The 24,686-nt window shown below is 67.3% G+C and carries 26 protein-coding genes and 1 tRNA gene; 16 read left to right on the top strand and 11 right to left on the bottom strand.

The annotated features are described in order from the left end of the window. The first annotated feature begins 152 nt into the window (after positions 1-152). The 6 genes from OG976_RS11315 to OG976_RS11290 all read left to right on the top strand — a co-directional run bounded on the left by OG976_RS11315 (position 153) and on the right by OG976_RS11290 (position 5,420). Positions 153-1,823, top strand: a complete 1,671-nt coding sequence (locus tag OG976_RS11315; protein ID WP_328361972.1) for an FAD-binding dehydrogenase — start codon at positions 153-155, stop codon at positions 1,821-1,823. A 95-nt stretch (positions 1,824-1,918) separates the two neighbouring features. Continuing rightward, on the top strand, positions 1,919-2,722 hold the full coding sequence (locus OG976_RS11310; protein ID WP_328361969.1) for a tryptophan-rich sensory protein: 804 nt from the start codon (positions 1,919-1,921) through the stop codon (positions 2,720-2,722). An 88-nt stretch (positions 2,723-2,810) separates the two neighbouring features. Further along, complete coding sequence (locus OG976_RS11305; protein ID WP_328361966.1) at positions 2,811-3,578, top strand: hypothetical protein; 768 nt, start codon at positions 2,811-2,813, stop codon at positions 3,576-3,578. 135 nt (positions 3,579-3,713) lie between these two features. Beyond that, a complete protein-coding gene (locus tag OG976_RS11300; protein WP_328361963.1) occupies positions 3,714-4,625 on the top strand; it encodes a PE-PPE domain-containing protein in 912 nt (303 codons plus the stop codon). Between the two features lie 103 nt (positions 4,626-4,728). After that, entirely contained in the window at positions 4,729-5,031 is a 303-nt protein-coding gene (locus tag OG976_RS11295) for a hypothetical protein (RefSeq protein WP_328361960.1), read from the top strand. A 44-nt stretch (positions 5,032-5,075) separates the two neighbouring features. Then, positions 5,076-5,420, top strand: a complete 345-nt coding sequence (locus tag OG976_RS11290; RefSeq protein ID WP_328361959.1) for a heme-binding protein — start codon at positions 5,076-5,078, stop codon at positions 5,418-5,420. 77 nt (positions 5,421-5,497) lie between these two features. Here OG976_RS11290 and OG976_RS11285 read toward each other — a convergent pair. The 4 genes from OG976_RS11285 to ponA2 form a co-directional block, all read right to left on the bottom strand. After that, positions 5,498-5,571: transfer RNA gene (locus tag OG976_RS11285), tRNA-Pro, on the bottom strand. A gap of 244 nt (positions 5,572-5,815) precedes the next feature. Then, complete coding sequence (locus OG976_RS11280) at positions 5,816-6,937, bottom strand: PLP-dependent cysteine synthase family protein (protein WP_328361957.1); 1,122 nt, start codon at positions 6,935-6,937, stop codon at positions 5,816-5,818. A 13-nt stretch (positions 6,938-6,950) separates the two neighbouring features. After that, positions 6,951-7,907 carry a metallophosphoesterase gene (locus OG976_RS11275; RefSeq protein ID WP_328361955.1) on the bottom strand — a complete coding sequence of 319 codons (957 nt, stop codon included), beginning with the start codon at positions 7,905-7,907 and terminating at the stop codon, positions 6,951-6,953. A 75-nt stretch (positions 7,908-7,982) separates the two neighbouring features. Beyond that, positions 7,983-10,412, bottom strand: a complete 2,430-nt coding sequence (ponA2, locus tag OG976_RS11270) for a transglycosylase/D,D-transpeptidase PonA2 (RefSeq protein ID WP_328361952.1) — start codon at positions 10,410-10,412, stop codon at positions 7,983-7,985. 301 nt (positions 10,413-10,713) lie between these two features. Between ponA2 and OG976_RS11265 the strand changes: the two genes are divergently transcribed. Further along, on the top strand, positions 10,714-11,067 hold the full coding sequence (locus OG976_RS11265; RefSeq protein WP_328361949.1) for a WhiB family transcriptional regulator: 354 nt from the start codon (positions 10,714-10,716) through the stop codon (positions 11,065-11,067). Between the two features lie 61 nt (positions 11,068-11,128). Here the strand turns inward: OG976_RS11265 and OG976_RS11260 are convergent, their stop codons facing one another. Together OG976_RS11260 and OG976_RS11255 are read right to left on the bottom strand one after the other, a co-directional pair. Next, the gene (locus tag OG976_RS11260) at positions 11,129-12,262 is read right to left on the bottom strand and encodes an ArsA family ATPase (RefSeq protein WP_328361946.1); all 1,134 of its coding nucleotides are present in this window, start codon (positions 12,260-12,262) and stop codon (positions 11,129-11,131) included. After that, positions 12,263-13,285: an ArsA-related P-loop ATPase gene (locus OG976_RS11255; RefSeq protein ID WP_328363435.1), complete on the bottom strand. Its 1,023-nt coding sequence runs from the start codon at positions 13,283-13,285 to the stop codon at positions 12,263-12,265. A 65-nt stretch (positions 13,286-13,350) separates the two neighbouring features. Here OG976_RS11255 and OG976_RS11250 point away from each other — a divergent pair, with 65 nt between their 5' ends. From OG976_RS11250 to OG976_RS11240, 3 genes are read left to right on the top strand one after another with little or no spacing between them, the layout of a single operon-like run. Continuing rightward, entirely contained in the window at positions 13,351-13,512 is a 162-nt protein-coding gene (locus OG976_RS11250; protein ID WP_167097077.1) for a DUF4177 domain-containing protein, read from the top strand. Continuing rightward, on the top strand, positions 13,509-13,964 hold the full coding sequence (locus OG976_RS11245) for a RidA family protein (RefSeq protein ID WP_328361939.1): 456 nt from the start codon (positions 13,509-13,511) through the stop codon (positions 13,962-13,964). The genes OG976_RS11250 and OG976_RS11245 overlap by 4 nt, the downstream gene beginning before the upstream one ends. Continuing rightward, complete coding sequence (locus tag OG976_RS11240) at positions 13,961-14,734, top strand: MBL fold metallo-hydrolase (RefSeq protein WP_328361936.1); 774 nt, start codon at positions 13,961-13,963, stop codon at positions 14,732-14,734. The genes OG976_RS11245 and OG976_RS11240 overlap by 4 nt, the downstream gene beginning before the upstream one ends. A gap of 92 nt (positions 14,735-14,826) precedes the next feature. Here the strand turns inward: OG976_RS11240 and crp are convergent, their stop codons facing one another. Further along, entirely contained in the window at positions 14,827-15,501 is a 675-nt protein-coding gene (gene crp / locus OG976_RS11235) for a cAMP-activated global transcriptional regulator CRP (RefSeq protein WP_005138643.1), read from the bottom strand. A gap of 94 nt (positions 15,502-15,595) precedes the next feature. Further along, complete coding sequence (locus OG976_RS11230; RefSeq protein ID WP_328361924.1) at positions 15,596-15,895, bottom strand: hypothetical protein; 300 nt, start codon at positions 15,893-15,895, stop codon at positions 15,596-15,598. Between the two features lie 185 nt (positions 15,896-16,080). Between OG976_RS11230 and nth the strand changes: the two genes are divergently transcribed. From nth to marP, 4 genes are read left to right on the top strand one after another with little or no spacing between them, the layout of a single operon-like run. Next, the gene (nth, locus tag OG976_RS11225) at positions 16,081-16,761 is read left to right on the top strand and encodes an endonuclease III (protein WP_328363433.1); all 681 of its coding nucleotides are present in this window, start codon (positions 16,081-16,083) and stop codon (positions 16,759-16,761) included. A 22-nt stretch (positions 16,762-16,783) separates the two neighbouring features. Continuing rightward, positions 16,784-17,425, top strand: a complete 642-nt coding sequence (locus OG976_RS11220; protein ID WP_328361921.1) for a TlpA family protein disulfide reductase — start codon at positions 16,784-16,786, stop codon at positions 17,423-17,425. Continuing rightward, positions 17,422-18,195, top strand: a complete 774-nt coding sequence (locus OG976_RS11215) for an NUDIX hydrolase (RefSeq protein ID WP_328361918.1) — start codon at positions 17,422-17,424, stop codon at positions 18,193-18,195. The genes OG976_RS11220 and OG976_RS11215 overlap by 4 nt, the downstream gene beginning before the upstream one ends. Then, on the top strand, positions 18,192-19,379 hold the full coding sequence (gene marP / locus OG976_RS11210; protein ID WP_328361915.1) for an acid resistance serine protease MarP: 1,188 nt from the start codon (positions 18,192-18,194) through the stop codon (positions 19,377-19,379). Before OG976_RS11215 ends, marP begins: the two co-directional genes overlap by 4 nt. Here marP and OG976_RS11205 read toward each other — a convergent pair. Both OG976_RS11205 and OG976_RS11200 read right to left on the bottom strand, forming a co-directional pair. Continuing rightward, on the bottom strand, positions 19,372-20,325 hold the full coding sequence (locus OG976_RS11205; RefSeq protein ID WP_328361912.1) for an alpha/beta fold hydrolase: 954 nt from the start codon (positions 20,323-20,325) through the stop codon (positions 19,372-19,374). The two genes, marP and OG976_RS11205, sit on opposite strands and share 8 nt — an antisense overlap. Continuing rightward, positions 20,325-20,849, bottom strand: coding sequence for a phage holin family protein (locus tag OG976_RS11200; RefSeq protein ID WP_328361909.1), 525 nt, complete (start codon positions 20,847-20,849; stop codon positions 20,325-20,327). Before OG976_RS11200 ends, OG976_RS11205 begins: the two co-directional genes overlap by 1 nt. A 147-nt stretch (positions 20,850-20,996) precedes the next feature. On the opposite strand from OG976_RS11200, the gene OG976_RS11195 reads away from it, so the two are divergent. Further along, positions 20,997-21,719 carry a S1 family peptidase gene (locus tag OG976_RS11195; protein ID WP_442930455.1) on the top strand — a complete coding sequence of 241 codons (723 nt, stop codon included), beginning with the start codon at positions 20,997-20,999 and terminating at the stop codon, positions 21,717-21,719. On the opposite strand, the gene acs is transcribed toward OG976_RS11195, so the two are convergent. Beyond that, positions 21,720-23,681: an acetate--CoA ligase gene (gene acs, locus OG976_RS11190; protein WP_328361906.1), complete on the bottom strand. Its 1,962-nt coding sequence runs from the start codon at positions 23,679-23,681 to the stop codon at positions 21,720-21,722. Between the two features lie 139 nt (positions 23,682-23,820). Here acs and OG976_RS11185 point away from each other — a divergent pair, with 139 nt between their 5' ends. Then, positions 23,821-24,567 (top strand): oxidoreductase, encoded by a 747-nt coding sequence (locus OG976_RS11185; RefSeq protein WP_328361903.1) that lies wholly within the window; start codon positions 23,821-23,823, stop codon positions 24,565-24,567. Positions 24,568-24,686: the final 119 nt, after the last annotated feature.

Raw genomic sequence — 24,686 nt, 5'->3', positions numbered from 1 at the left:
CCCCTCGGTGCCGGAAGGAAGGGCTGCAGGGTCAGGGGAGCGAGTGTCACCCCTCAGGTTTTCCCGCTCAGCACATCGCTAAACCCCGTGCGTCACATCGGTCCCGCTCAGGCGGCGGTACGGTGAGGGCTGCTCCGAGTCGGGAGGGTGTCATGGACGCAGACGTCGTCGTCGTCGGCGCCGGTCTGGCCGGCCTGGTCGCCACGCACGAACTGACCAGCCGCGGCAAGACGGTGGCGCTGGTGGACCAGGAGAACGCCGCCAATCTCGGTGGGCAGGCGTTCTGGTCGTTCGGTGGGCTGTTCATCGTCGACACCCCCGAGCAGCGGCGCCTCGGGGTCAAGGACTCCTTCGAGCTGGCCTGGAACGATTGGCGCGGCAGTGCCCAATTCGACCGGCTCGACGACGAGGACACCTGGGCAGTGAAGTGGGCCCGCGCCTATGTCGAGTTCGCGGCCGGCGAGAAGCGGTCCTGGTTACGCGGGCACGGGATCAGCTTCCTGCCGACGGTCGGCTGGGCGGAGCGAGGCGACCTGCGCGCCGACGGTCACGGCAACTCGGTGCCGCGCTTCCACGTCGCATGGGGCACCGGCACCGGTGTCGTCGAGCCGTTCGTCAACTCCGCACTCGCCGCCGCCGACCGCGGGCTGGTCAGGTTCCATCACCGTCACCGGGTCGACGAACTGGTCATCAGTAACGGCGTCGCGACCGGTGTGCGCGGCACGGTACTCGCGCCCGACGACGCACCGCGCGGTGCGCCGAGCAACCGGGATCCGTTGGGCGACTTCGAAATCAACGCCCAGGCTGTCATCGTCACCACCGGCGGTATCGGTGCCAACCACGACATCGTGCGCAGGTACTGGCCCGCGCGGATGGGCACCGCCCCCGAGTCGATGATCACCGGCGTGCCCGCCTACGTCGACGGCAGGATGCTCGACATCGCCGCGGGCTCCGGGGTTCGGCTGGTCAACCGGGACCGGATGTGGCATTACACCGAGGGCATCCAGAACTGGGACCCGATCTGGCCCAAGCACGCCATCCGCATCCTGCCGGGGCCCTCCTCGATGTGGTTCGACGCCCTCGGCAGGCGGCTGCCGCAGCCGTATCTGCCCGGCTACGACACCCTGGGCACACTGCGCTACCTGCGGACGACTCCCGACATCGCCGGCTACGACCACAGCTGGTTCATCCTGACGCAGAAGATCATCGAGCGGGAGTTCGCATTGTCGGGCTCCGAGCAGAACCCCGACATCACCAACTCCGACCGCAGCGGATTCCTCAAAGAGAGGCTGCTGACCAAGGGGGCACCGGCCCCGGTCGAGGCGTTCAAGCAGCACGGCGCCGACTTCGTCGTCGCCGGCACTCTCGAGGAACTCGTCGCCAAGATGAACACCCTGACCGACGAACCGCTGCTCGAGGCGGCCACCATCCGGTCCCAGATCGAGGCACGCGACCTGCAGATGGCGAACCCGTACGCCAAAGATGCTCAGGTGCAAGGGATTCGGAACTCGCGCCGCTACATCGGTGACCGGATCGGCCGGACGGCCGCCCCGCACCGGATCCTCGACCCCGATGCCGGGCCGCTGATCGGCGTCAAACTGCACATTCTGACCCGAAAGACACTGGGCGGAATTCAGACCGACCTGTCGTCGCGGGCGCTCGGCCTGGACGGAAACCCCATCGGTGGGCTCTATGCCGCCGGTGAGGTGGCCGGTTTCGGTGGCGGCGGCGTCCACGGGTACAACGCGCTGGAGGGCACATTCCTCGGCGGCTGCCTGTTTTCCGGCCGAGCAGCCGGTCGCGCCGCCGCCGATTCCGTGTAGCCGTTCGGTTGAGTCTTACCAGTTACTGACAGCGCCGATTCAATCGCCTGACAGCAGGTTCGGTGATGACAGGCTGACGCCAGGAGGTGACCGATATGACCGCAACCACCGGACGGGGCCCGATCAAGGCGCTCGTGGTCGTCACGTACTTGGCGATGATCACCATGAACGTGCTGGCCAATGCGCTACCGCTCAACGGCCGCAACACCGGCGAGGTGTCTGATGCCTATCCGAGCCTGTTCACCCCGGCGGGGATCACGTTCTCGATCTGGAGTGTCATCTACCTGTTGCTCGGGCTGCACGTGCTCTACCAGCTCGGACTGTTCCGCGAGGACGCCCCCGACGTCGGCCGCACCCCCCTTCTCAATCGGGTCGGAGTGCTGTTCTCGATCTCCTCGCTGGCCAACACCGCCTGGGTGTTCGCCTGGCATTACGACGTCATCCCGCTGTCGGCCGTCCTGATCCTGGTGATCCTCGTCTGCCTGATCCTGATCGCCGACACCCTACGGGTGGCGAATCTCACTAGCCGCGAAAAGTGTTTCGTCGCAATACCGTTCAGTGTCTACTTCGGCTGGACCACGGTGGCCACCGTCGCGAACATCACGGTGCTGCTGGTCAGTCTGAACTGGGATGGCTTCGGGATCAGCGCCGCGGTGTGGGCGACGATCATCGTGTTGGTGGCCATGCTGATCGGCACGGCCACGATGCTGCGTAACCGTGACGTCGCCTACGGGCTGGTGCTGATCTGGGCGTTCACCGGAATCCTGATCCGCCAGGTGTCCGCCGGCGGCTTGGACAGCCGCTATCCGGCGATCATCGCCGCGGTGATCGCATCGCTGCTGGTCTTTGTGGGGGCTGAGGCTGTCGTCCTGCGGCAGCGGAGGCGCTCGCCGTCTTAGCTGAGTAGACGTTTGCGTTGATAACGATTGCTGTCTTGGGCCGGGTATGCCGGATACTATTAGTCGCATCCCCGGAAAAGGAGTGATCATGGGCCTTCGGCATACCTCAGCCCGCATGGCGGCCGCCGCGTCGCTGTGCGTCGGGGCGTTGCTGACCCTCAGTGGTCCGGCCCTTGCGGCTCCCGGCGACGACGACACGATTCTTCCGGCCGAGGGTCAGTCCGCCGCGGCCCCGAAGGCCAACTCTGACCTGCAAGGTTTGCTCAACAGCCTGACCCAGTCCTGGAATGACAGCTTCGGGCGGCAGTTGGACGCCGCGCGCGAGACAGCGGTCCAGCAGGCCAACTCCAACATCGCGGTCAGCGTCGCGACCCCGATCGCCAACGGTGCTGCCGGTGTGGTGTCAGGTGCGGCATCGGGAGCGGCGTCGGGCCTGTTCTACCTGCTTGCGCAGAACATCGGGAACAACTCGGCGGCCTCAGCGTCGACCTTCGCGTTGCCGGCCGCCTCGACCTTCGCGATGCCGGCCGCCCCGACCTTCTCGTTGCCCGCCGCGTCGGCGTTCTCGTTACCTGCCTTCAGTGCGCCGGCGATGCCGGTCGGGCTGCCGCAGCTCCCGCCGCCGCCGGCCATCGGTCTGCCGCAGTTCCCGGCCATTGGTCTGCCGCAGTTGCCGCCGCCCCCGCCGATCGGTCTGCCGCAGTTCCCGCCCATTGGGCTGCCGCAGTTGCCGCCGCCCCCGCCCATTGGGCTGCCGCAGCTTCCGCCGATCGGGCTGCCGGAGTTGCCGCCGCCCCCGCCGATCGGGCTTCCCTCGCTGCCGTGCATCATCTTCTGCCTGCCGAAGCTGTTCTGATTCGGCGCTAGCGCCGATTGCCCACTCTGCGTGTGACTGAAGTTGCATGTGGGGAGCCTGTGACTTGCAATGAGTTGGCTATGAGACACCGTGCCCACCCTGCAGTGTGGTTGCGCTGTCAATAATCTGCCTGGCATGTCCGGCTTCTCCGTCGAACGCTTCTGCTGGGTAGCGGCAGTCCTCCTCGGCATCGCCACGGCAGCACCGGCCCAGGCTGATGAGGTGGTGTGGGTCGGAGGTACCAGCGGCACTCTGGGCAGGCTGCTGGGTGGTAACACCTCCGACGTCGCGGAGGATCTGCTGGGCGGCGTGTATCGCGGGGACACCGTGACCACGGTCGACTACCCCGCGTCGATCTGGCCCTTCACCGGGATTCTCGATCCGAGCCTGGGCGCATCGATCCGGACCGGTGTCGCGGAGACCAAGGCCGCCATTCGAGCCTCGCTGGCGCGAAGCCGAACACCGCTGTCGGTCGTCGGAACATCGCAGGGAGCCATGGTCGTCCAGCAGGTGGCCGCCGACTTGAACACCGACCCGAGCGTGCCGTCGGACACCACCTTCATCCTGATCGCCGACCCCAATTTCGGCGCGTTCACCACCGAGGTCGACAGGTATCTGCCGCAGTTCGACTACACGCCCATTCGTCTTCCGCAGACCCGCTTCCGGCAGATCGAGGTGGTCAACCAGTACGACGGCTTCGCCGTTCCGATCGCCCAGACCTCGAACCACCTGACTGTCCTGAACGCGCTGATCGCCATTGCAACCGTGCATACCGTGGCCCAGAAATCAGATCTGTCGGCCGTCCCGGCGCAGAACATCACCGTCACCCGAAACACTCAGGGCGGCATCAACATCGTCTACGGCGTCCCCACCAAAAATCTGCCACTGACCACTCCGTTGCGTGAGATAGGAGTTGGCGCGGCGACGGTCGACGGTATCGACCGCACGCTTCGGCCGATCATCGACCAGGGATATCTACCGGCCCAACCGAATTCCCCGCGCACCCCGTCGCCCGCGCCCTCGGTCGCCGTGGCCCCGTCGTACTGAACCCGCCTTACAAGGAGCTCTAGTTACAAGAGGCGGCCGAAACCCCACCTATGGTTGGTCCTCCGAGTAGCGTCGCCAGCATCGACTTCACCAGGGGGTTCGCATGGGTCGGCAGCGGTACCTATTCGTTGGCTTAGTCGTTGCGGCGCTGCCGCTCAGCGGGTTGGTCGCTCCGGTCGCCTCGGCGGATTGCACCAGTGCGGGAGCAGCAACCGTGTGTGCGCAGGGCGAGGTTCGCGGTGGCGGGCCCACCGCTCCGGTGGCCGGGCCGGTCTACCCGTCGTACTGTGCCGATCCCTGGTATTGCGATGACGGCTGGGATCTCGACCTCTCTCTTCCGAGGCCACCACGGCCCGGCGGACCCGGTCGGCCCGGTGGCGGCGGAGGCGGTATCGGGCCGCGCTGACTTTCTCGTTCTGACCCGTCCACTCATCGTTCAAGGAGCCATCAATGTCTTTCCGAATCCTGATCAGCGCCGGGGTGATCGCCGGCGCGACTCTGATGGGTACCGCAGCCACCGCGGTCGCCGACCCGCCGAACTGTTCGGCGGCCGATCTGGCCGGGGTCATGTCCGGCGTGAACGCCGGGATGTCGGCCTACCTGTTCACCCATCCGGACGTCAACGCATTCTTCACCAGTCTCAAAGGGAAGTCCCGGGACGAGATTCGGACTGCTATCGCGGATTACGCCCAGGCAAATCCTCAGGTGCAGAACGAGATCCAGGCGATACGGCAGCCGGCGGCGGATTTCCGTGATCGCTGCGATGCGCCGGTACCCGACATGCCCATGGGCTGACGTTCGGCTGCCGCTGACAGCGGCCGAAAAGACAACGCCCTGACCGCAAACCTGCGGTCAGGGCGTTGCTCTCACTGTCGGGGTGGCGGGATTCGAACCCACGACCTCTTCGTCCCGAACGAAGCACGCTACCAAGCTGCGCCACACCCCGCGTGAAGCCACGACAGCGTATCGCACCGGCCCCACGGGAAGCCAAACGGCTCGTCAGGGCACACCCCGGCGCAACCGGCAGCGGATGACGGGAAGCATCTGGCTTGTCGGTGGCGTTGTGCACACTAACGGCGCGACGACAACGCCGGCAGGCGAAAGGTGGGGCGGATGATGACCGCTTTGGGGGCCGTGGTGTACGGGGGATTCTTCCTGCTTGCTGCGCTGTGGCTGGTGGTGACCGGCGACTACGACGCCGTCGACGACGCCTCCGGCGACCAGCCGCAGGAGCGTTCGAACTCGGCAAGCGCGCCGGCGTGCTCGCTCGGGTCCAGGTTGTGAGCGGTTAGCCACTCGGGGTCGTAGTAGGTGTCGGCGTACCGGTCGCCGCTGTCGGCGATCAGAGTGACCACCGATCCGCTGGTGCCCGCGGCGACCATCTCGCACAGCAGGCTGAAGGCGCCCCACACGTTCGTGCCCGTCGAGGGTCCCACCCGGCGGCCCAGTACCCGCGATACGTGATGGGCCGCGGCGACGGACGCGGCGTCGGGGACCCGTTCCATCCGGTCGACGACATCGGGCAGAAACGACGGCTCCACCCGAGGTCTGCCGATGCCCTCAATGCGTGAGGACGCCGCAACGACGACGTCGCGCCGGCCTTCGGCGTAGGACGGGAAGAACGCGGAGTTCTCCGGGTCCACGACGCACAGTCGGGTGCTGTAGCGGCGATAGCGGATGTAGCGCCCGATCGTGGCACTGGTGCCGCCGGTGCCGGCGCCGACCACGATCCAGGACGGAATCGGGTGCGGTTCGTCGCGCATCTGCTCGTAGATCGACTCGGCGATGTTGTTGTTACCGCGCCAGTCGGTGGCCCGCTCGGCGTTGGTGAACTGGTCCAGATAGTGGCCACCCGTCTCATGGGCGATGCGCTGGGCTTCGGCGTATACCTCGCCCGGATGGTCCACGAAATGGCAACGGCCACCCTGAGATTCGATGAGCGCGGTCTTGCTCGGGCTCGTCGAGGCGGGCATGACCGCGACGAACGGCAGGCCGAGCAGCGCGGCGAAATAGGCCTCCGACACCGCGGTGGATCCCGACGACGCCTCCACCACTGTGGTGTGCTCACCGATCCAGCCGTTGCACAGGCCGTACAAAAACAGTGAACGCGCGAGCCGGTGCTTGAGGCTGCCGGTGATATGCGTGGACTCGTCTTTGAGATAGAGCTGGACGTCAACCCGCTCACACCATGAAGACGGCAGCGGATAGCGCAACAGGTGGGTGTCGGCACTGCGGCGTGCGTCGGCTTCGATCAACCGGATCGCATTGTCGACCCAGCGCCGGGGCTGGTTGTGGACGGCGACTGCACTCATCGCCCGTGGGCTTTCAGCGGACGGAAGCGGTGGGGCTGGAGCGCACCGCGTTGCGGGACTGGTCATGCCCGCCCGTCGGTGCTGCCACCAGCGTCAGCAGAGTGGCCTCCGGTCGGCAGCAGAATCGGAACGGTGCGAACGGCGAGGTGCCGATGCCGGCCGACACGTGCAGCGCGGTGTCGACGCCCCAGCGCGACGCGCCTTTGGCGCGGGTCCGGTCCAGGTCGCAGTTGGTGGCCAGCGCGCCGTAGAACGGCAGGCACAGCTGACCGCCGTGGGTGTGTCCGGCCATGATCAGCTGGTAGCCGTCGGCGGCGAAGCGGTCCAGCACCCGCGTGTAGGGGGCGTGCGTCACGGCCAGGCTCAGATTGGCGATCGGGTTGGGCGCACCGGCCACGGTGTCGTAGCGGTCCCGCTCCAGATGGGCGTCGTCGACACCGGCCGCCGCGATCGTCAGGCCCGCCACCTCGAACTCGCGGCGGGTGTGGGTCAGGTCGAGCCAGCCGCGCTCGGTGAACGCTGCCCGCAGGTCCTGCCAGGGCAGCGGCTTGCCCAGCACGCGATGGTCGGGGTCGGTGAGGTACTTGGCCGGGTTCTTCAGCCGCGGGGCGAAATAGTCGTTGCTGCCGAAGACGAAAACCCCGGGGAACGACAACAAATCCCCGATGGACTGCACCACCGACGGGACGGCCTTGGGGTGCGACAGGTTGTCTCCGGTGTTGACGACCAGATCGGGTTCCCAGCGGGCCAGTTCACGCAGCCAGGCCTGCTTGTGACGCTGGGTGGGGCGCATGTGGATGTCGCTGAGGTGCAGCACCCGCAACGGTGTGGAGCCGGGTGTGAGCACCGGCATGGTCACCTCGCGCACGACGAACGCGTTGCGCTCGATCACCGTGGCATAGCCGACCGCGAGCGCGGCCGATCCTGCGGCCACGAGGGCGGAGGATTTCACTGCTGAAGGCACAGCCATAGGTGTCAGAGTACTGCCAACAGGCAATGGTCAGCGGGTCGAGGCCGCTTCAAGCGCCCCCACGTCAGACAGACGTCACGGCGGCGGGGGCGGCGCCAACAGCGGGATCGTGATCGGCGGCAGGCCCGGAATCTCCACCACGGTGACCGCCGGCGGCGGGAGCCCGTCGAGACCCGGCGGCAGTGCGCCCGGCGGGGGCGGGGGCGGGGCCGGCGGGATGCCGTTGCTGGTCTGGATCGTCACGATCGAGCCGGGCACGGTCTGTCCGCCCGGCGATGTGCCGACCACGCTGCCGGCCGGGGCTGCGCTGTTGACCGGCGTGGCCTGGTCGGCCACCTGGAAACCGGCGTCCTTGAGCCGTTCCCGGGCGCTGTCCACGGTCAGGCCGGCCACGCTGGGCACCCGGGACCCCGGTGCCCCGTCGACGTAGCGCGGATCTGTCGGCGGCATGGTGACGTCGCCGAAGCTCTGGGCGATCGGCATCATCGCGGTGAACCACGTCTTGGCGGGCTCGTTACCGCCGTAGAGATTGCCGTCACCGCACTGCCGCAGCGGCCAGGAGCACAGATCCGACGGGTTCGGGGAGTCGTCGTAGATGTAGTTGGCCGCCGCATAGCGGTTGGTGTAGCCCAGGAATCCGGAGGACCGGTGCGCCTCGGTGGTGCCGGTCTTGCCGGAGGCCGGCAGGTTCCAGCCGACCGAGCCGGCCGAGTTGGCGGCCGTGCCGCTGGTGTCGTCCTTGCTCAGGGCGTTGGACAAGGTGTTGGCCAAACCTTCGGGCACCACCTGGTCGCACGTCTCGGTGGTGACGGCGACCTCGTTGCCGTGCCGGTCGTAGAGCTTGTCGATCGGGTTGGGCGGGCACCACACGCCCCCGGAGGCCAGCGTGGCCGCGACGTTGGACAGTTCGAGTGCGTTGACCTCGATCGGGCCCAGGGTGAACGAACCCAGGTTCTGCCGCTTGACGAAGTCGGCCAGGCTCTCGTTGGTCTCGGGGTCATACGGGCGGGCCGTACCCGGTTCGGCGTAGGACCGCAGACCCAGCTTGACGGCCATGTCGACGGTGCGCTGCACACCCACCTGCGAGATGAGCTTGGCGAACGCCGTGTTCGGCGAGGTTGCCAGCGCGTCGGTCACGCTCATCGAGCCGCGGTAATTACCGGCGTTCTGCACACACCAGGTGTCGCGGGGGCAGCCCTTGGCGCCGCCGCTGCCCAGGCCCTTGGCCTCGAAACGCACCGGCGCATCGAGGTTGGCGTTGATGCCCAGGCCCATGTCGAGAGCAGCGGCGGTGGTGAAGATCTTGAAGATCGACCCCGCGCCGTCGCCGACGAGGGAGAACGGCTGTGGCTGCATGGTTTCGCCGGCCGCGGTGTTCAACCCGTAGGTGCGGTTGCTGACCATGGCCACCACCGGGTGAGCCGTCTTGCCGGGCAGCACGACGCTCATCACGCTCGCGATGCCCTGGACGTCCGGGGGCGCCAGCGAGTCGACGGCTTGTTTGGCCGAGTTCTGCACGTCGGGGTCCAGCGTGGTCTTGATCAGGTAGCCGCCCTTGGACAGCTGTTCCTTGCTGATGCCTGCGCGGGCCAGGTATTCCTGCACGTAGTCGCAGAAGAAGGCGCGATCGCCTGCCGCGATGCAGCCGCGGGGCAGCTCGTTGGGCTGCGGCAGGATGCCCAGCGGCTGCTCCTTGGCGGCGCGCAACTCGTCAGCTTTGTCCGGGAGGTTCTCGATCATGGTGTCGAGCACCAGGTTTCGGCGGGCCAGCGCACCGTCGGGGTTGGTGTAGGGGTTCAGCGCGCTCGTCGACTGGACCAAGCCCGCCAGCAGCGCCGCCTGTTGCCAGTTCAGAGCGGAGGCGTCGACGCCGAAGTAGGTCTGCGCGGCGTCCTGGATTCCGAAGGCGCCGTTGCCGAACGAGACCAGATTGAGGTAGCGGGTCAGGATCTCCGGCTTGGTGAACGTCTTGTCCAGCGTGAGTGCCATCCGGATCTCACGCAGCTTGCGGGCCGGCGTGGTCTCGATGGCGGCACGCTTCTCGGCGTCGGTCTGGGCGATCACCAGCAGTTGGTAGTTCTTGACGTACTGCTGCTCGATGGTCGACCCGCCGCGGGTGTCGAGATCCCCGGAGGCATACCCGGCCAGGCCGGTCAGGGTGCCTTTCCAGTCGACACCGTTGTGCTCGGCAAACCTCTTGTCCTCGATCGAGACGATTGCCAGTTTCATGGTGTCGGCGATTTTGTCGCTGGTGACCTCGAAGCGGCGCTGGGAATACAGCCACGCGATGGTGTTGCCCTTGGCGTCGACCATCGTCGTCACCGCGGGCACCTCGCCCTCGACCAATTGGGCCGATCCGTTGGCCACGACGTCGGAGGCCCGGTTGGACACCAGACCCAGCCCGCCGACCACCGGGAACAGGAGCGCCGCCATGATCACACTGGCCAATAGGCAGCACCAGGCCAACTTGATGATTGTGGCGCCGGCCGGGGGGCGTTCCGACATGGGTACAGAGTACTGAGGGTCTTTTGGGTCTTGCGTGCCGTCCCATCGGGGGCAATGATGGCGGCGGGGAATTTACGGGGGAGTCAGAAATGGCAGCTCACGCCACATTTTGGCTGGGCCTGGACGATCGTCCCAAAAAACCTGTGATCTAACTGTTGCGCAAACGATACCTGACCACCTAACTTAAACAGACAGTGCGATTCAGGTAACACTCAGGATCGCAATGTGGCGTAGATCGCAATGACGTTCTACTCCTGAAGAGTGAGCCGCCCAGTGGCGGCCCGGACGAAGGGGATCGCCGGTGTCAGCTACTCGGCCCGCTGCCCGCAGGACCAGCGCAGTTTCGGTACACGCTTCCATCCACGGTGCGGAGGGTGAAGCCCGCATCGCCTGGGTTTCCAGGGCTCTGTGCCGCTCGACTGATCCCGATGAGCTCTTCGTTCGTGGTGCTGCCCAGCGCAAGGCCGCGGTCATCTGCCGGCATTGCCCGGTCATGGCCGAGTGTGGTGCCGACGCCCTGGACAACCGGGTGGAATTCGGCGTGTGGGGCGGTATGACCGAACGTCAGCGTCGCGCTCTGCTCAAGCAGCATCCCGAGGTGGTGTCCTGGTCGGAGTTCTTTTCTGCCCAGCGCAAGCACCGCAGCGTTAGCTAATTTGTAGCTCTTCCGGGGCGAGCGCCCCAAGCAAATATTCGTCCGCGTCAAACGCGAACAGTCACGCCGTCTCGCCGGTGATCTGATCGGCGATGGCCTGCAAAGCGTCGAGGTCGGAGACGTCGAACGGCAGGGACGGCACCCCGATCCACGGCACGTGCGGGTTGGCCCCGGTGAAACGCGACAGCAGCCGCACCTCCCGTTTGGCGGTCTGCGCCCGGTCGGCGTGGATGTCCAGCACCGCCGCGGCCAGCAGATCACCGTTCTTGGCCCCGCCGCTCTTCAACTCCTCGGCGCCGTCGACGGCGCGCTCCACCGTCAGCGAGCACAACGTCGGGTGGGTCCGGTTGAGAACCAGCCCGGCCAGCGGCATTCCTTCCTCGGAGAGCCGGTCGACGAAGAACGACGCCTCCCGCAGCGCGTCCGGTTCGGCGGCCGAGACCACCACGAACTGGGTGCCGCGGCGCTTGAGCAGTTCGTAGGTGCGGTCCGCCTTCTCACGGAAGCCGCCGAAGGTCGAATCGAGCGACTGCACGAACGCCGAGGCGTCGGAGAGCATCTGTGAGCCGAGGATCGTCGACATCGCCTTCATCGCCAAGCCCACCACGCCGGTGACGAGGCGCCCGATGCCCTTGCCGGGAGCCAGCAGCAGCCGCCACAGCCGGCCGTCCATGAAACTGCCCAGCCGCTTCGGGGCGTCCAGGAAGTCCAGGGCGTTGCGCGACGGCGGGGTGTCCACCACCACCAGATCCCAGCGGTCCTGCCCGAGCAGTTGCCCGAGCTTCTCCATGGCCATGTACTCCTGCGTGCCGGCCAAGGACGTCGCCACGGTCTGATAGAACTGGTTGTCCAGAATCGCTTGTGCGCGTTCGGGTCCCGAGTGTTCGACCACCATGTCGTCGAATGTGCGACGCATGTCGAGCATCATCGCGTGCAGTTCGCCGGTCACCTCGGGAGCCAACGGAACCCGCTGCGGCTCGTTGCCGAGCTCCCTGATGCCCAGGGCCTGCGCCAGCCGCTTGGCCGGGTCGATGGTCAGCACCACCACGGTGCGGCCGTACTCGGCGGCCCGCACCGCCATCGCCGCCGCGGTGGTGGTCTTGCCGACGCCGCCGGCGCCGCAGCACACCACGACACGGTTGGACCTGTCGGTGAGGATCGACTTCATATCGAGCGTTGCAGGTGCGCCACTCATTTACCTGACTCCTTGCTGCGCAAGCGTTTCGGCGAGTTCGTACAGGCTGCCGAGATCGACACCGTCGGCGATGGTGGGCAGTTCCAGCCGTGGCACCTTCAAACGGTCGAGCTGTTCGGCACTTTCCGATCTGGCCCGGATCCGGGTGGCGTGCTCGATGGTCTCGGTCAGCAGCCCGGCGAAGTCGCCGTCCTCCAGCGTGATGCCGGCCTTGTCGAGCCCGGCCCGCACGGCGTCGGCGTCGATATCGCCCTCGGCGGCCTTCGCCAGGTCGGCGGGGGGCAGGAACGGCGGGATGTTGCGGTTCACGATCACGCTGCCGATGGGCAGGCCCAGATCCTCGAGTTCCTCGATGGCCTCGATGGTCTCCTGGATGGGCAGCGCCTCCAGCAGGGTGACGAGGTGGATGGCGGTCTGCTCCGAGTGCAGCAGCTTGACCACCCCCTCGGCCTGGGAGTGCACCGGCCCGCCCTTGGCCAGGTCAGACACGGCCTTGGTGACGTCCAGGAAGCGTGCGATGCGCCCGGTCGGGGGAGAGTCGACGACGATCGCGTCGTAGACCGGCTTCTTATTGCGGTCCACCCGCACCACCGATTCCTTGATCTTGCCGGTGAGCAGGACGTCACGCAGCCCTGGTGCGATGGTGGTGGCGAACTCGATGGCACCGATCCGGCGCATCGCCCGCCCGGCGATGCCGAGGTTGTAGAACATGTCGAGGTACTCCAGGAACGCGGCCTCGATGTCGATGGCCAATGCGTTCACGTGCCCGCCGCCGTCGGCGGTGGCGATCTTGGACTCCTCGTAGGGCAGCGGCGGCACGTCGAACAGCTGCGCAATGCCTTGGCGCCCTTCGACTTCCACGAGCAGTACCCGTCGCCCGCCGGCCGCCAGGGTCAACGCCAACGCCGCGGCGACGGTGGTCTTGCCGGTCCCGCCTTTGCCCGTCACGAAGTGCAGACGGGCTTTGGTCAGGCGGGAGGGCCAGCCGACGGCGCTGCCGTCGCTTGAAGTGGTCGCCATCAGTGCATGCTAGCCAAGGCCGTACCGGGCCCCTCAGCGATTGCCGTGTTCAGCGATAGGCTTCGGCCATGAGCGAACCGACGACATGGGAATACGCCACCATCCCGTTGCTGACCCATGCGACTAAACAGATCCTCGACCAGTGGGGCGCCGACGGCTGGGAACTGGTGGCCGTATTGCCCGGCCCGACGGGCGAACAGCACGTCGCCTACCTCAAACGCCCGAAGTGACAGCTTCACAACGGCTCGCCGAACTGGGCCTGGCGCTGCCAACGCCTGCCAAGCCGCTGGCGGCCTACGTACCCGCGGTGCGCACCGGCAACCTGGTCTACACCGCAGGTCAGCTCCCGCTGGCGGCCGGTGAGCTCACCGACACTGGCAAGGTCGGCGCCGAGGTCAGCCCGGAACGGGCTAAGGCCGCCGCAAGGCTGTGCGCGCTGAACGCCCTGGCAGCCATCGACGCGGTGGTCGGCCTCGACAACATCACCAAGGTCGTCAAGGTCGTCGGGTTCGTCGCCTCTGCGCCCGGATTCACCGGGCAGCCCGGTGTCATCAACGGGGCCTCCGAACTCCTGGGCGAGGTGTTCGGTGAGGCGGGCGCGCACGCCCGCTCCGCCGTCGGCGTCTCTGAACTGCCGCTGGACGCCCCGGTCGAGGTGGAGCTCATCGTGGAGGTGGGGTGACCCATCCCTCCTACGGCGTCCTGCGGCCCGTCACCGAAATAGCGTCGGTGCTGCTGTGCAACAACCCGAACGTCATGACGCTGGAGGGCACCAACACCTGGGTGCTGCGCGGGCGCGGCAGCGACGAGATGGTGATCGTCGACCCCGGCCCCGACGATGACCAGCACCTGGCCACACTCGCCGGCCTCGGCACCATCGCGCTGGTGCTCATCAGCCACAAGCACGAGGACCACACCGGCGGCATCGACAAACTCGTGGACATGACGGGCGCCACCGTCCGATCGGTCGGCAGTGGTTTCCTGCGCGGTCTCGGCGGGCCGCTGACCGACGGCGAGGTCATTGACGCCGCCGGGCTGCGCATCACCGTGATGGCCACCCCGGGCCATACCGCCGACTCACTGTCCTTCCTGATCGACGACGCGGTGCTCACCGCCGACACCGTGCTCGGCCGCGGCACCACTGTGATCGACGACGAAGACGGCAGCCTGACCCAATACCTCGACTCGCTGCGGCGGCTGCAAGGTTTGGGACGGCGCAGGGTCCTGCCCGGCCACGGTCCTGAACTCGATGACCTGGCCGCTGTGAGCGCCATGTACCTGGCGCACCGTGAGGAGCGCCTCGAGCAGGTTCGGGCGGCGTTACGCGCGCTCGGTGAGGATGCGACGGCACGCCAAGTCGTCGAGCACGTCTATACCGATGTCGACGAGAAGCTGTGGGACGCCGCGGAGAAGTCCGTGCGCGCCCAGCTCGACTACCTGCGGGCCGACTAGCGCCCGGGCCTCCGCAAGCTCCGCCCGCGCTTACCTCGCGCTGAGCCGATACTCGCTCGGTTGCGCGCGGGCTCCGCAAGCTCCGCCCGCGCTTACCTCGCTCGGCGCGCCAGCCGCTCGGAATCGCTGATCAGCACGCTCTTGCCTTCCAGGCGGATCCACCCGCGGTGGGCGAAGTCGGCCAGCGCCTTGTTCACCGTCTCGCGGGAGGCGCCCACCAGCTGAGCGATCTCTTCCTGCGTCAGGTCGTGAGTGACGCGCAGCGCGCCACCCTCCTGGGTGCCGAAGCGCTGGGCCAGCTGCAGCAGCTGCTTGGCAACCCGGCCCGGGACGTCAGTGAAGATGAGGTCGGCCAGGTTGTTGTTCGTGCGCCGCAGTCGGCGGGCCAGCACGCGCAGCAGTTGCTCGGCGATCTCGGGGCGGTCGGCGATCCACGCCCGCAGCGCGTCACGGTCCATCGAGACCGCGCGCACCTCGGTGATCGTGGTGGCGCTGGACGTCCGGGGACCGGGGTCGAAGATCGACAGCTCGCCGAACATGTCCGACGGGCCCATGATCGTCAGCAGGTTCTCCCGGCCATCCGGGGACCGCCGGCCGATCTTCACCTTGCCGGAAATGATGATGTAGAGCCGGTCACCAGGCTCGCCTTCGGCGAAGACAGTGTGTCCCCGCGGGAAATCAACCGGCTGCAGTTGCTTGGTCAGCGCGGAAACGGCGCTGGGTTCAACCCCCTGGAAGATTCCGGCCCTCGCCAGGATCTCGTCCACGTTGCCCCTCTTAGGTCATCGATTATTTGTCACGCTCAGGCCAGCATTACGCGAAGGTCAGTCTAGTGCCAGCCGGTCTAGCAACGTGCCAACGCTACACACGATTGGCGTACGGAGTCCGGTGAAACTGCGGATTCGGCCGTGCGTGGGCATAGGACCGGGTCGGCAGGCCGGGCTCGTCGGCGTCCAGCAAGTACCGAACGTCGACCGGCCGGGATTCCTCGGGTGCCGGCCGCGGTGGCGCCTGCTTACGGGCCTCCTCGACCTGCTTGAGCAGTTCGTCGACCTCTTCGGTGCCCGGCTGGTCGGTGTGCAGCCAGCTTTCGACACGCTGCAATCCGAACGTCGCGAGCATCATCAGCCCGGGGACACACACCGCGAGCAACCAGGTCACCCGGGCAAGTAAACACGGGCAAGGTCTCGGCGAGATCACGAATTGTCACCGGTATGTCCGCAGGTCGTCGCTGCTTGTCGCGGCTCGTCAGTACCCTTGTCAGCGTGCCTGCGGCCGCCAAGAAACCTGACTCCAAGAAGTGGGACGCCGAAACCCACCTTGGCCTGGTGCGCCGTGCCCGCCGGATGAACCGGACCCTGGCCGTCGCATTCCCGCATGTGTACTGCGAGCTCGATTTCACCAACCCGCTCGAACTCGCGGTCGCCACGATCCTGTCGGCCCAGTCCACCGACAAACGGGTCAACCTGACCACTCCGGCGCTGTTCACGAGGTACCGCACCGCGCTGGACTACGCCCAGGCCGACCGCACCGAACTCGAAGAACTGATCCGGCCCACCGGTTTCTACCGCAACAAGACCACGTCGCTGATCCGGCTGGGCCAGGAACTTGTCGAGCGTTTCGACGGGGAGGTTCCGCAGACATTGGACGAGTTGGTGACCCTGCCCGGTGTCGGGCGCAAGACCGCCAACGTCATCCTGGGAAACGCCTTCGACATCCCCGGCATCACCGTCGACACCCATTTCGGCAGGCTCGTCCGGCGCTGGCGCTGGACAGCCCTGGAGGATCCGGTCAAGGTCGAGCATGCGGTCGGCGAGTTGATCGAACGCAGTGAGTGGACTCTGCTGAGTCATCGCGTCATATTTCATGGCCGCCGGGTCTGCCACGCCCGCAAGCCCGCCTGCGGGGTGTGCGTGCTGGCCAAGGACTGCCCATCGTTCGGGATCGGTCCCACGGAGCCGCCGGTGGCCGCAGCGCTGGTGAAAGGTCCCGAGACCGAGCATCTGCTCGCCCTGGCCGGGCTGTGAGCGCCCGCCTCGCGGCCCGCCGATGACCAGATCCACCCGCTGGACCGTGGTGGTGCTGGCCGCGGTCGCCGTGCTGATCGGTGCGCTGGTGGTCGAGATCGGTGGTGACCCCGGCGAGGGCGACGGAACCCCCGCCACCCAGGTGGCCCGCGCCCACCGCGACGCCGACACGCCCGAGGCGCTGGCGGGCCCGCGCCAGCAGGCCGACCTGCCGCCCTGTCCGGCTGGCGGGCAGGAACCCGGTCCGGAGAAGCTGCGCGGCATCGTCATCGAGTGCGCGGCTGACGGCGCACCGGTCGACGTGGCGCGGGCACTGGCCGGTCGTCCGGCGGTACTGAACCTGTGGGCCTATTGGTGCGCGCCGTGCGCCGAGGAACTGCCCGCTCTGGCCGAGTATCAGCGCCGGGTGAGTGGTGACGTCCGCGTGGTCACCGTCCACCAGGACGAGAACGAGGCGGCGGCACTGCTGCGCCTGGCCGACCTGAAGGTGCGGCTGCCCACGCTGCAGGACGGCCAGCGTCGGGTGGCCGCTGCCCTGGGTGTGCCCAACGTCATGCCCGCGACGGTCGTGCTGCGCGCGGACGGTACCGTTGCCCAGATCCTGCCGCGCGCGTTCACCAGTGCCGATGAAATCGCCGCCGCGGTGAAGAATGCTCTGCAATGACGACGAGCGAGGTGGCGCGGGTGACGGGTGGGATACCGCTCACTCCCGACGTGAGGCCGCCCTGGCTGGCCCCATTGGTGGAAAACGTCGACCTCGTGCCGCATGCCTATCGCCGCAAGGTTCCGCCTGAACTGCTGGCCGCTGTGACCGGCGCCGGAACCGCCGGACGCGATGCCGCGGTCCTGGTGTTGTTTTCCGGCCCGCCGTCCGATCACCCGGCCGGACAGGTCCCCGACGACGCCGATCTTCTGCTGACCGTGCGCGCCAGCACATTGCGTCACCACGCCGGCCAGGCGGCCTTCCCGGGCGGGGCGGCCGATCCCGGTGACGCCGGACCGGTGGCGACCGCACTGCGGGAAGCCCAGGAGGAGACGGGGATCGACCCGAATCGTCTGCATCCCCTGGCCACACTCGAGCGAATGTTCATCCCGCCCTCGGGCTTTCACGTCGTTCCCGTGCTGGCGTATTCACCGGACCCCGGACCGGTGGCTGTGGTCAACGAAGCGGAGACGGCCGTCGTCGCACGGGTTCCGCTGCGCGCCTTCGTCAATCCTGAGAACCGGCTGATGGTGTACCGCACCGGTGCGGGCCCGCGTTTCGCCGGACCGGCGTTTCTGCTCAACGAGATGTTGGTGTGGGGGTTCACCGGTCACGTAATCTCGGCGATGCTCGATGTGGCCGGTTGGTCACAACCGTGGGAGACCGAAGACATCCGAGAGTTGGACGAGGCCATGGCGCTCGTCGGCGACAACAGTAAGGGGCCGCTGTGACGAGTTCGCAATGGCTGGACATCGCCGTGCTGGTGGTGGCGTTCGTCGCCGCGATATCCGGTTGGCGCTCCGGTGCGTTGGGCTCGTTGATGTCCTTCGTCGGTGTGGTGCTGGGCGCCATCGCCGGAGTGATGCTGGCCCCGCATATCGTCAGCCACATCCATTCGCCGCGGGCCAAGCTGTTCGCTGCGCTGTTCCTCATCCTGGCGCTCGTGGTCATCGGCGAGGTCGCCGGTGTGGTGCTCGGGCGCGCCGTGCGCAGTGCCATTCGCAACCGCGGGGTGCGCACCGTCGACTCGATCATCGGTGTGGCGCTGCAGCTGGTGGTGGTGATGGTGGCGGCCTGGCTGCTGGCCAGCCCGCTCACCTCGTCGGATCAGCCCAACCTTGCCGCCGCCGTACGCGGTTCCAAGGTCCTTGCCCAAGTGGACAAGTACGCGCCGGAGTGGCTCAAGTCGGTGCCCAAGCGGATGTCGACGCTCCTGAGCACCTCCGGGCTGCCCGACGTCCTGCAACCCTTCGGGCGTACCCCGATCCAGGCGGTCGAGGCCCCGGACGCCTCGCTGGCCGACAGCTTGGTGGTCGCGAGCTCGCGGCCCAGTGTCGTCAAGATCCGCGGTGTCGCGCCGGGCTGCCAGAAGGTGCTCGAGGGAACCGGTTTCGTGATCGCCCCCAACCGGGTGATGTCCAACGCCCACGTGGTCGCCGGGTCCGACAGTGTCACGGTGGACGCCGAGGGCCAGACCTATGACGCCACGGTCGTCTCCTATGACCCCAACGCCGACATCTCCATCCTCGACGTGCCTAACCTGCCGCAGCGACCGCTGGTGTTCGCCGAACAGCCCGCCAAGTCGGGTACCGACGCGGTGGTGCTCGGTTACCCGGGCGGTGGCGAGTTCGCCGCCACCCCGGCGCGGATCCGCGAAACCATTGAGCTCTCCGGGCCGGACATCTACCGCACCACGACGGTCAACCGCGAGGTTTACACCATCAGAGGTACTGTGCGGCAAGGCAATTCGGGTGGTCCGATGATCAACCGCGCGGGCCAGGTGCTCGGCGTGGTGTTCGGTGCCGCGGTCGACGACAATGACACCGGTTTCGTCCTGACGGCGAACGAGGTGTCGCGTCAGCTGGCCAAGATCGGCAATACCGAGAAGGTGCCCACCGGCGCCTGCGTCACCTAGCCGGGCCGTACACCTGATCCAGGAACCGGCGCAGGTGGTCGTTGACCTCCGCGGGGGCTTCCTCGTGCGCGTAGTGGCCGACGCCGGCCAGCGCCACGAACCGGCCGCGCGGGGCGTAGCGCTGGGTCCGGTCCACCGGGTCGGCGAGCACATAGGGGTCGGCTTCGCCGCGCAGATGCAGCACGGGCACGTCGAGCTGGCGATTCATCAACTTCATGAACCGCCATCCTTCTGATCGCAGCTGGCTGCGGACCGCCCAGCGTTGATACTCCATGGCGCAGTGCGCCGCGGACGGAATCTGGATGGCCCTGCGCATATGCGCGATGGTTTCGGAAAAGTCCTCGGAGGCAAGCCATTTGCCGCAGGATCGGCTGCGGACGAGGTGCTCGAGCTGATCGGCGTTGTGGGCGGTGAGGGCGCGCTCGGGCAGCACAGGCACCTGGTAGCGAAGCAGGGTTGGCAGCAGGGCGCGGCCCTGGTCGCGGCGGGTCAGCGCGGATGCCCGCAGCGCGGCAGGGTGCGGTGAGCTCACCAGTGCGATGCCGCGCACCACTCGCGAGTGCAGTACCGAGGTGGCCCAGCAGACCAACCCGCCGTCGGCGTGGCCGACGAGGGTGGCCGAGCTGTGGCCCAGCGCCCGAACCAGGCCGGCGGTGTCACCGGCGAGCGTCCAGCCGTCGTAACCGCGCGGAGGTTTGTCGCTGCCGCCGTAGCCGCGCAGATCGACCGCGACGACGCGGACTCCCGGCAGGCCCTGCAGCTGATGGCGCCAGGACCACCAGAACGACCCGAATCCATGCAGCAGGATCACCAGCGGCCGGGCCGTGGCGGGCGTGCTGTCGTCGGAGAGCGCCTCGACGCAGTGGAACCGGATTCCGTTGGCGTGCACGTCGAGATGACGCCACGGCCCCGCGATGCGGGTGACCGACGGGTCCGGCTGTGGCATTACCAGCCCGACGGGTCGGTGGGCGGTGCGGCGGCGTTGCCGTTGGTCTGGGCCACCGTCTTGGCAGGTGTGCGATCGGCGCCGGGAGTCAGTGCCTCCCTGGTCTCCTTGACCGATTCGATGGTCTGCTGGGGCCCGCGGATGCGACGCACCTTCAGATAACCCAGTAGGGCGAAGACCGCCGTGGTGACCACCATGAGGGCGAACACGATCAGGAACGCCACCCACCGCCACAGCCAGGTGTCGAGAAGTTCGGCGAGGAAGAAGAAGAAAAAGAAGGTCGAGTAGAACAGCACGACCAGCGCCAGGATAAAGAAAACGCTGCCGGTGAGGCCCTTCTTGACGTCGCGGGTGATCTCCGATTTGGCCAGCTCGACCTCGGCGCGCACCAGGGTGGACACCTGCGCGGTGGCCTCCTTGACCAGGTCGCCGATGGAGGGGTTGGCCGGTATCGCGTTCGGGTCCACCAGTGGGATCGAGGTCACGGTGGCGGGAACCCCGTTCTTGCGATCGCCATTGCTCACGGTCGTCCTCCAACTGTCGCGGTCGTCGCGGTTCATGTTGCCATGCCCGGTCCGCGGCGGGATACCCACTGAGCTGTTACGCAAGTTACTGGAGTGATACGGGTAGACTCGCTAGTCAGGGTGGGTGTGGATGGAGGTTTGCCAACAGTGACGACCGCACGCAAGCGGGTGATGGCGGGGGCTGCGGTCCTGGCCGTCGGCGCACTGTTCGTCAGCCCCGCGTCCACTGCAGGCGCCGACGACAAAGTCCCGATCGGTGGCGGTGCGGGCATCGTCGTCAACGGCGACACCTACTGCACATTGACCGCGATCGGTAACGACAAGAGCGGCGCCCTGATCGGCTTCACCTCCGCGCACTGCGGCGGACCCGGTGCACAGGTGACCTCCGAAGCCAGCGAGGGCAGCGGGGTGATCGGCACCATGGTCGCCGGCAACGACGGCCTCGACTACGCCGTGATCCGATTCGACCCCGCCAAGGTCACACCGGTGGCCAACTACAACGGATTCCTGATCGACGGCATCGGGCCCGACCCCGATTTCGGTCAGGTGGCCTGCAAGCTCGGTCGCACCACCGGCTACTCCTGCGGTGTCACCTGGGGGCCGGGCCAGGACCCCGGCACCATCCTCAACCAGGTGTGCGGTCAGCCCGGTGACTCCGGCGCACCGGTGACGGTCAACAACAAGCTCGTCGGCATGATCCACGGCGCGTTCAGCGATGCGCTGCCGACATGCGTCATCAAGTACATCCCGCTGCACACCCCGGCGGTCACCATGTCGATCAACTCGGTCCTCGGCGACATCGCGGCCAAGGATCGTCCAGGTGCCGGCTTCGTGCCGACGCCGAACATGGCGCCGGCACCGGCCGCCTGACTAGTTGGCCTTACTGGCCCGGATCGCTTCGAACACCGTCGGGTCGACCAGCGTCGAGGTGTCGCCGAGTTCGCGGCCCTCGGCGACGTCGCGAAGCAGCCGCCGCATGATCTTGCCGCTGCGAGTCTTGGGAAGCTCTGGTACGACGTGGATTTCGCGTGGCTTGGCGATCGGCGAAATCTCCTTGGACACCTCGGCCCGCAACTCGTCGACCATCTGCTCGGTCGGGGTGTCGGCGTGGTGCGCCTTGAGGATGACGAACGCGCAGATGGCCTGACCGGTGGTGTCGTCGCTGGCGCCGACGACGGCGGCCTCCGCGACACCGGAGTGACCGACCAGAGCCGACTCGACCTCGGCCGTCGAAATGCGGTGTCCTGACACGTTCATCACGTCGTCGATGCGGCCCAGCACCCACACTTCGCCGTCGCTGCCGAAGCGCGCACCGTCACCGGCGAAGTACCAGCCGCGCTCGCCGAACCGCGACCAGTACGTCTCTTTGAAGCGCTCCGGGTCTTTCCAGATGCCGCGCAGCATCGCCGGCCACGGCTTGTCCAGCACCAGATAGCCGGTGACGTGCTCGCCCTGATCGGTTGCCGGCGCAAGGTCGTTGCCGTCGTCGTCGACGATCTTGGCCGAGATTCCCGGCAGTGGACGCATCGCCGAACCGGGCTTGCAGGTGGTCACGCCGGGCAGCGGCGAGATCATCGCCGCACCTGTCTCGGTCTGCCACCAGGTGTCGACGATCGGTGCTGCGTCGCCGCCGAACACCAATCGGTACCAGCGCCAGGCTTCGGGGTTGATGGGCTCACCGACCGAGCCGAGTAGGCGCAGGCTGGACAGATCGTGCTGGAAGGCCAGCTCGCGACCCCACTTCATGAAGGTCCGGATCAGTGTCGGCGCAGTGTAATAGATTGTCACACCGTACTTTTCGATCACCTGGAAGTGGCGGTGTTCATCGGGGGAGGCCGGGGTGCCCTCGTAGACCACCTGAGTCGCACCGTTGGACAGCGGACCGTAGACGATGTAGGTGTGGCCGGTAACCCAGCCGATATCGGCTGTGCACCAATAGACGTCGCTGTCCGGCTTGATGTCGAAGACGTTGTAGTGGGTGTAGGAGGCCTGCGTCAGGTAGCCGCCGGAGGTGTGAATGATGCCCTTGGGCTTACCGGTGGTCCCGGAGGTGTAGAGCAGAAACAGCGGCTGTTCGGCGTCGAAGGCCTCGGGGGTGTGCTCCGGTGAGGCATTGGCCACGGTGTCGTGCCACCACAGGTCGAGGCCGTCGGTCCAGTTCACGTCAATGCCGGTGCGCTGCACCACAAGTACGTGCTCGACCGAAGGCTGGCCTTTGACCGCCTCGTCGACAGCGTCCTTGAGCGACACCGGCGCCCCGCGTCGGTACTGGCCGTCGGTAGTGATCACGAGCTTGGCTTCGGCGTCTTCGATTCTGGCGCGCAACGCCGACGCGGAGAACCCGGCGAAAACGACGCTGTGCATCAGGCCGAGGCGTGCACACGCCAGCATGGCCACGATCGCCTCGGGCACCATCGGCATGTAGATGGCGACCCGGTCGCCTGTCACCAGGCCAAGATCGGTGAGTGTGTTGGCCGCCTTGCAGACCTCGTCCTTGAGCTCGGCGTAGGTGATGGTCCGGGCGTCACCGACCGGCTCACCCTCCCAATGGATGGCGACCCGGTCACCGTTGCCCGCCTCGACATGCCGGTCGACACAGTTGTAGGCCACGTTGAGCTTGCCGCCGACGAACCACTTGGCGAAGGGTGCGTCGGACCAGTCGAGGACCTCGGTGAACGGCGTGTCCCACGACAACCGATTGGCCTGCGTGGCCCAGAAGGCGAGCCGGTCGGCCTCGGCCTCGTCGTAGAGATCGGCTGTGGCATTGGCCTTGTCGGAGAACTCCGCAGCGGGCGGGTAGTAAGACAGAACTTCGGTGTGCGCCTCGGTCATGGTTGTGAGCGTAGTCACTCACCGTTGCATCGGCGTTGGGGAGTCACATTCGTCGGCGGGCGGTGTGTGCCACGCGGCGAACGGTCGAATCACGACCCAGCGCACGCCTGCGTCCGTGTCGCCGATAGCGTGGCAGAACGTGACTGACCTGCTTGCGCCACTGCTCGACCTGCCGGGGGTGGCCGACGCCGCCGAGGCCGCCCGCGAGGCGCTGGCCAAAGCCCATCGGCATCGCACGAATCTGCGGAACTGGCCGGTGACGGCCGCCGAATCGGCGATCCGCGGCGCGCGCTCCTCGTCGGCTCTCGACGGTGGCGCCGTGCAGTTGGACGGCTCCGGCGTCGAGCCCAACGATCCGGTGCTGGCCGGTGCCCTGCGGGTCGGTCAGGCACTGGAGGGCGGGACCACCACACTGGTCGGGGTGTGGCAGCGCGCACCGTTGCAGGCGCTGGCACGCCTGCACGCGCTGGCCGCCGCAGACCTGACCGACTCCGACCGCCTCGGCAGGCCACGACAGGACCCCGAGGTGGCCGCCCGCCTCGACCTCGTCACGCGACTGGTCACCGGAGCCAGCGGCGCCCCGGCGCCGGTACTCGCGGCCGTGGTCCACGGCGAGCTGTTGGCGCTGGCCCCGTTCGGCAGTGCTGACGGCGTCATCGCCCGCGCGGTGTCGCGGCTGGTCACCATCGCCACCGGGCTCGACCCACACGGTCTCGGGGTGCCCGAGGTGTACTGGATGCGCCGCGCCGAGGACTACCGTTCGGCGGCGCACGCGTTCAGTTCCGGCAGCCACGAGGGTGTGGCCGACTGGCTGCTGATGAGCTGCGCGGCGCTGGAAGACGGTGCGCGAGAAGCATTGTCGATCGCCGAGGCCGCTACGAAGTAGGCCGGCGCACGACAGCGGGCGACGACCCGAGAAGAGTTCGGCTCGCCGCCCGCTAGCACGGTTACCCGGTTACCAAGCGTGCGGTGTCGGTTGCGTGGGTTGGCCTCGGCGGTCTTGCG

This window comes from Mycobacterium sp. NBC_00419 (assembly GCF_036023875.1).
Taxonomy (GTDB): domain Bacteria; phylum Actinomycetota; class Actinomycetes; order Mycobacteriales; family Mycobacteriaceae; genus Mycobacterium.
The sequence above is the reverse complement of the archived record's forward strand: the minus strand, read 5'-3'. Positions and strand labels throughout refer to the sequence as shown.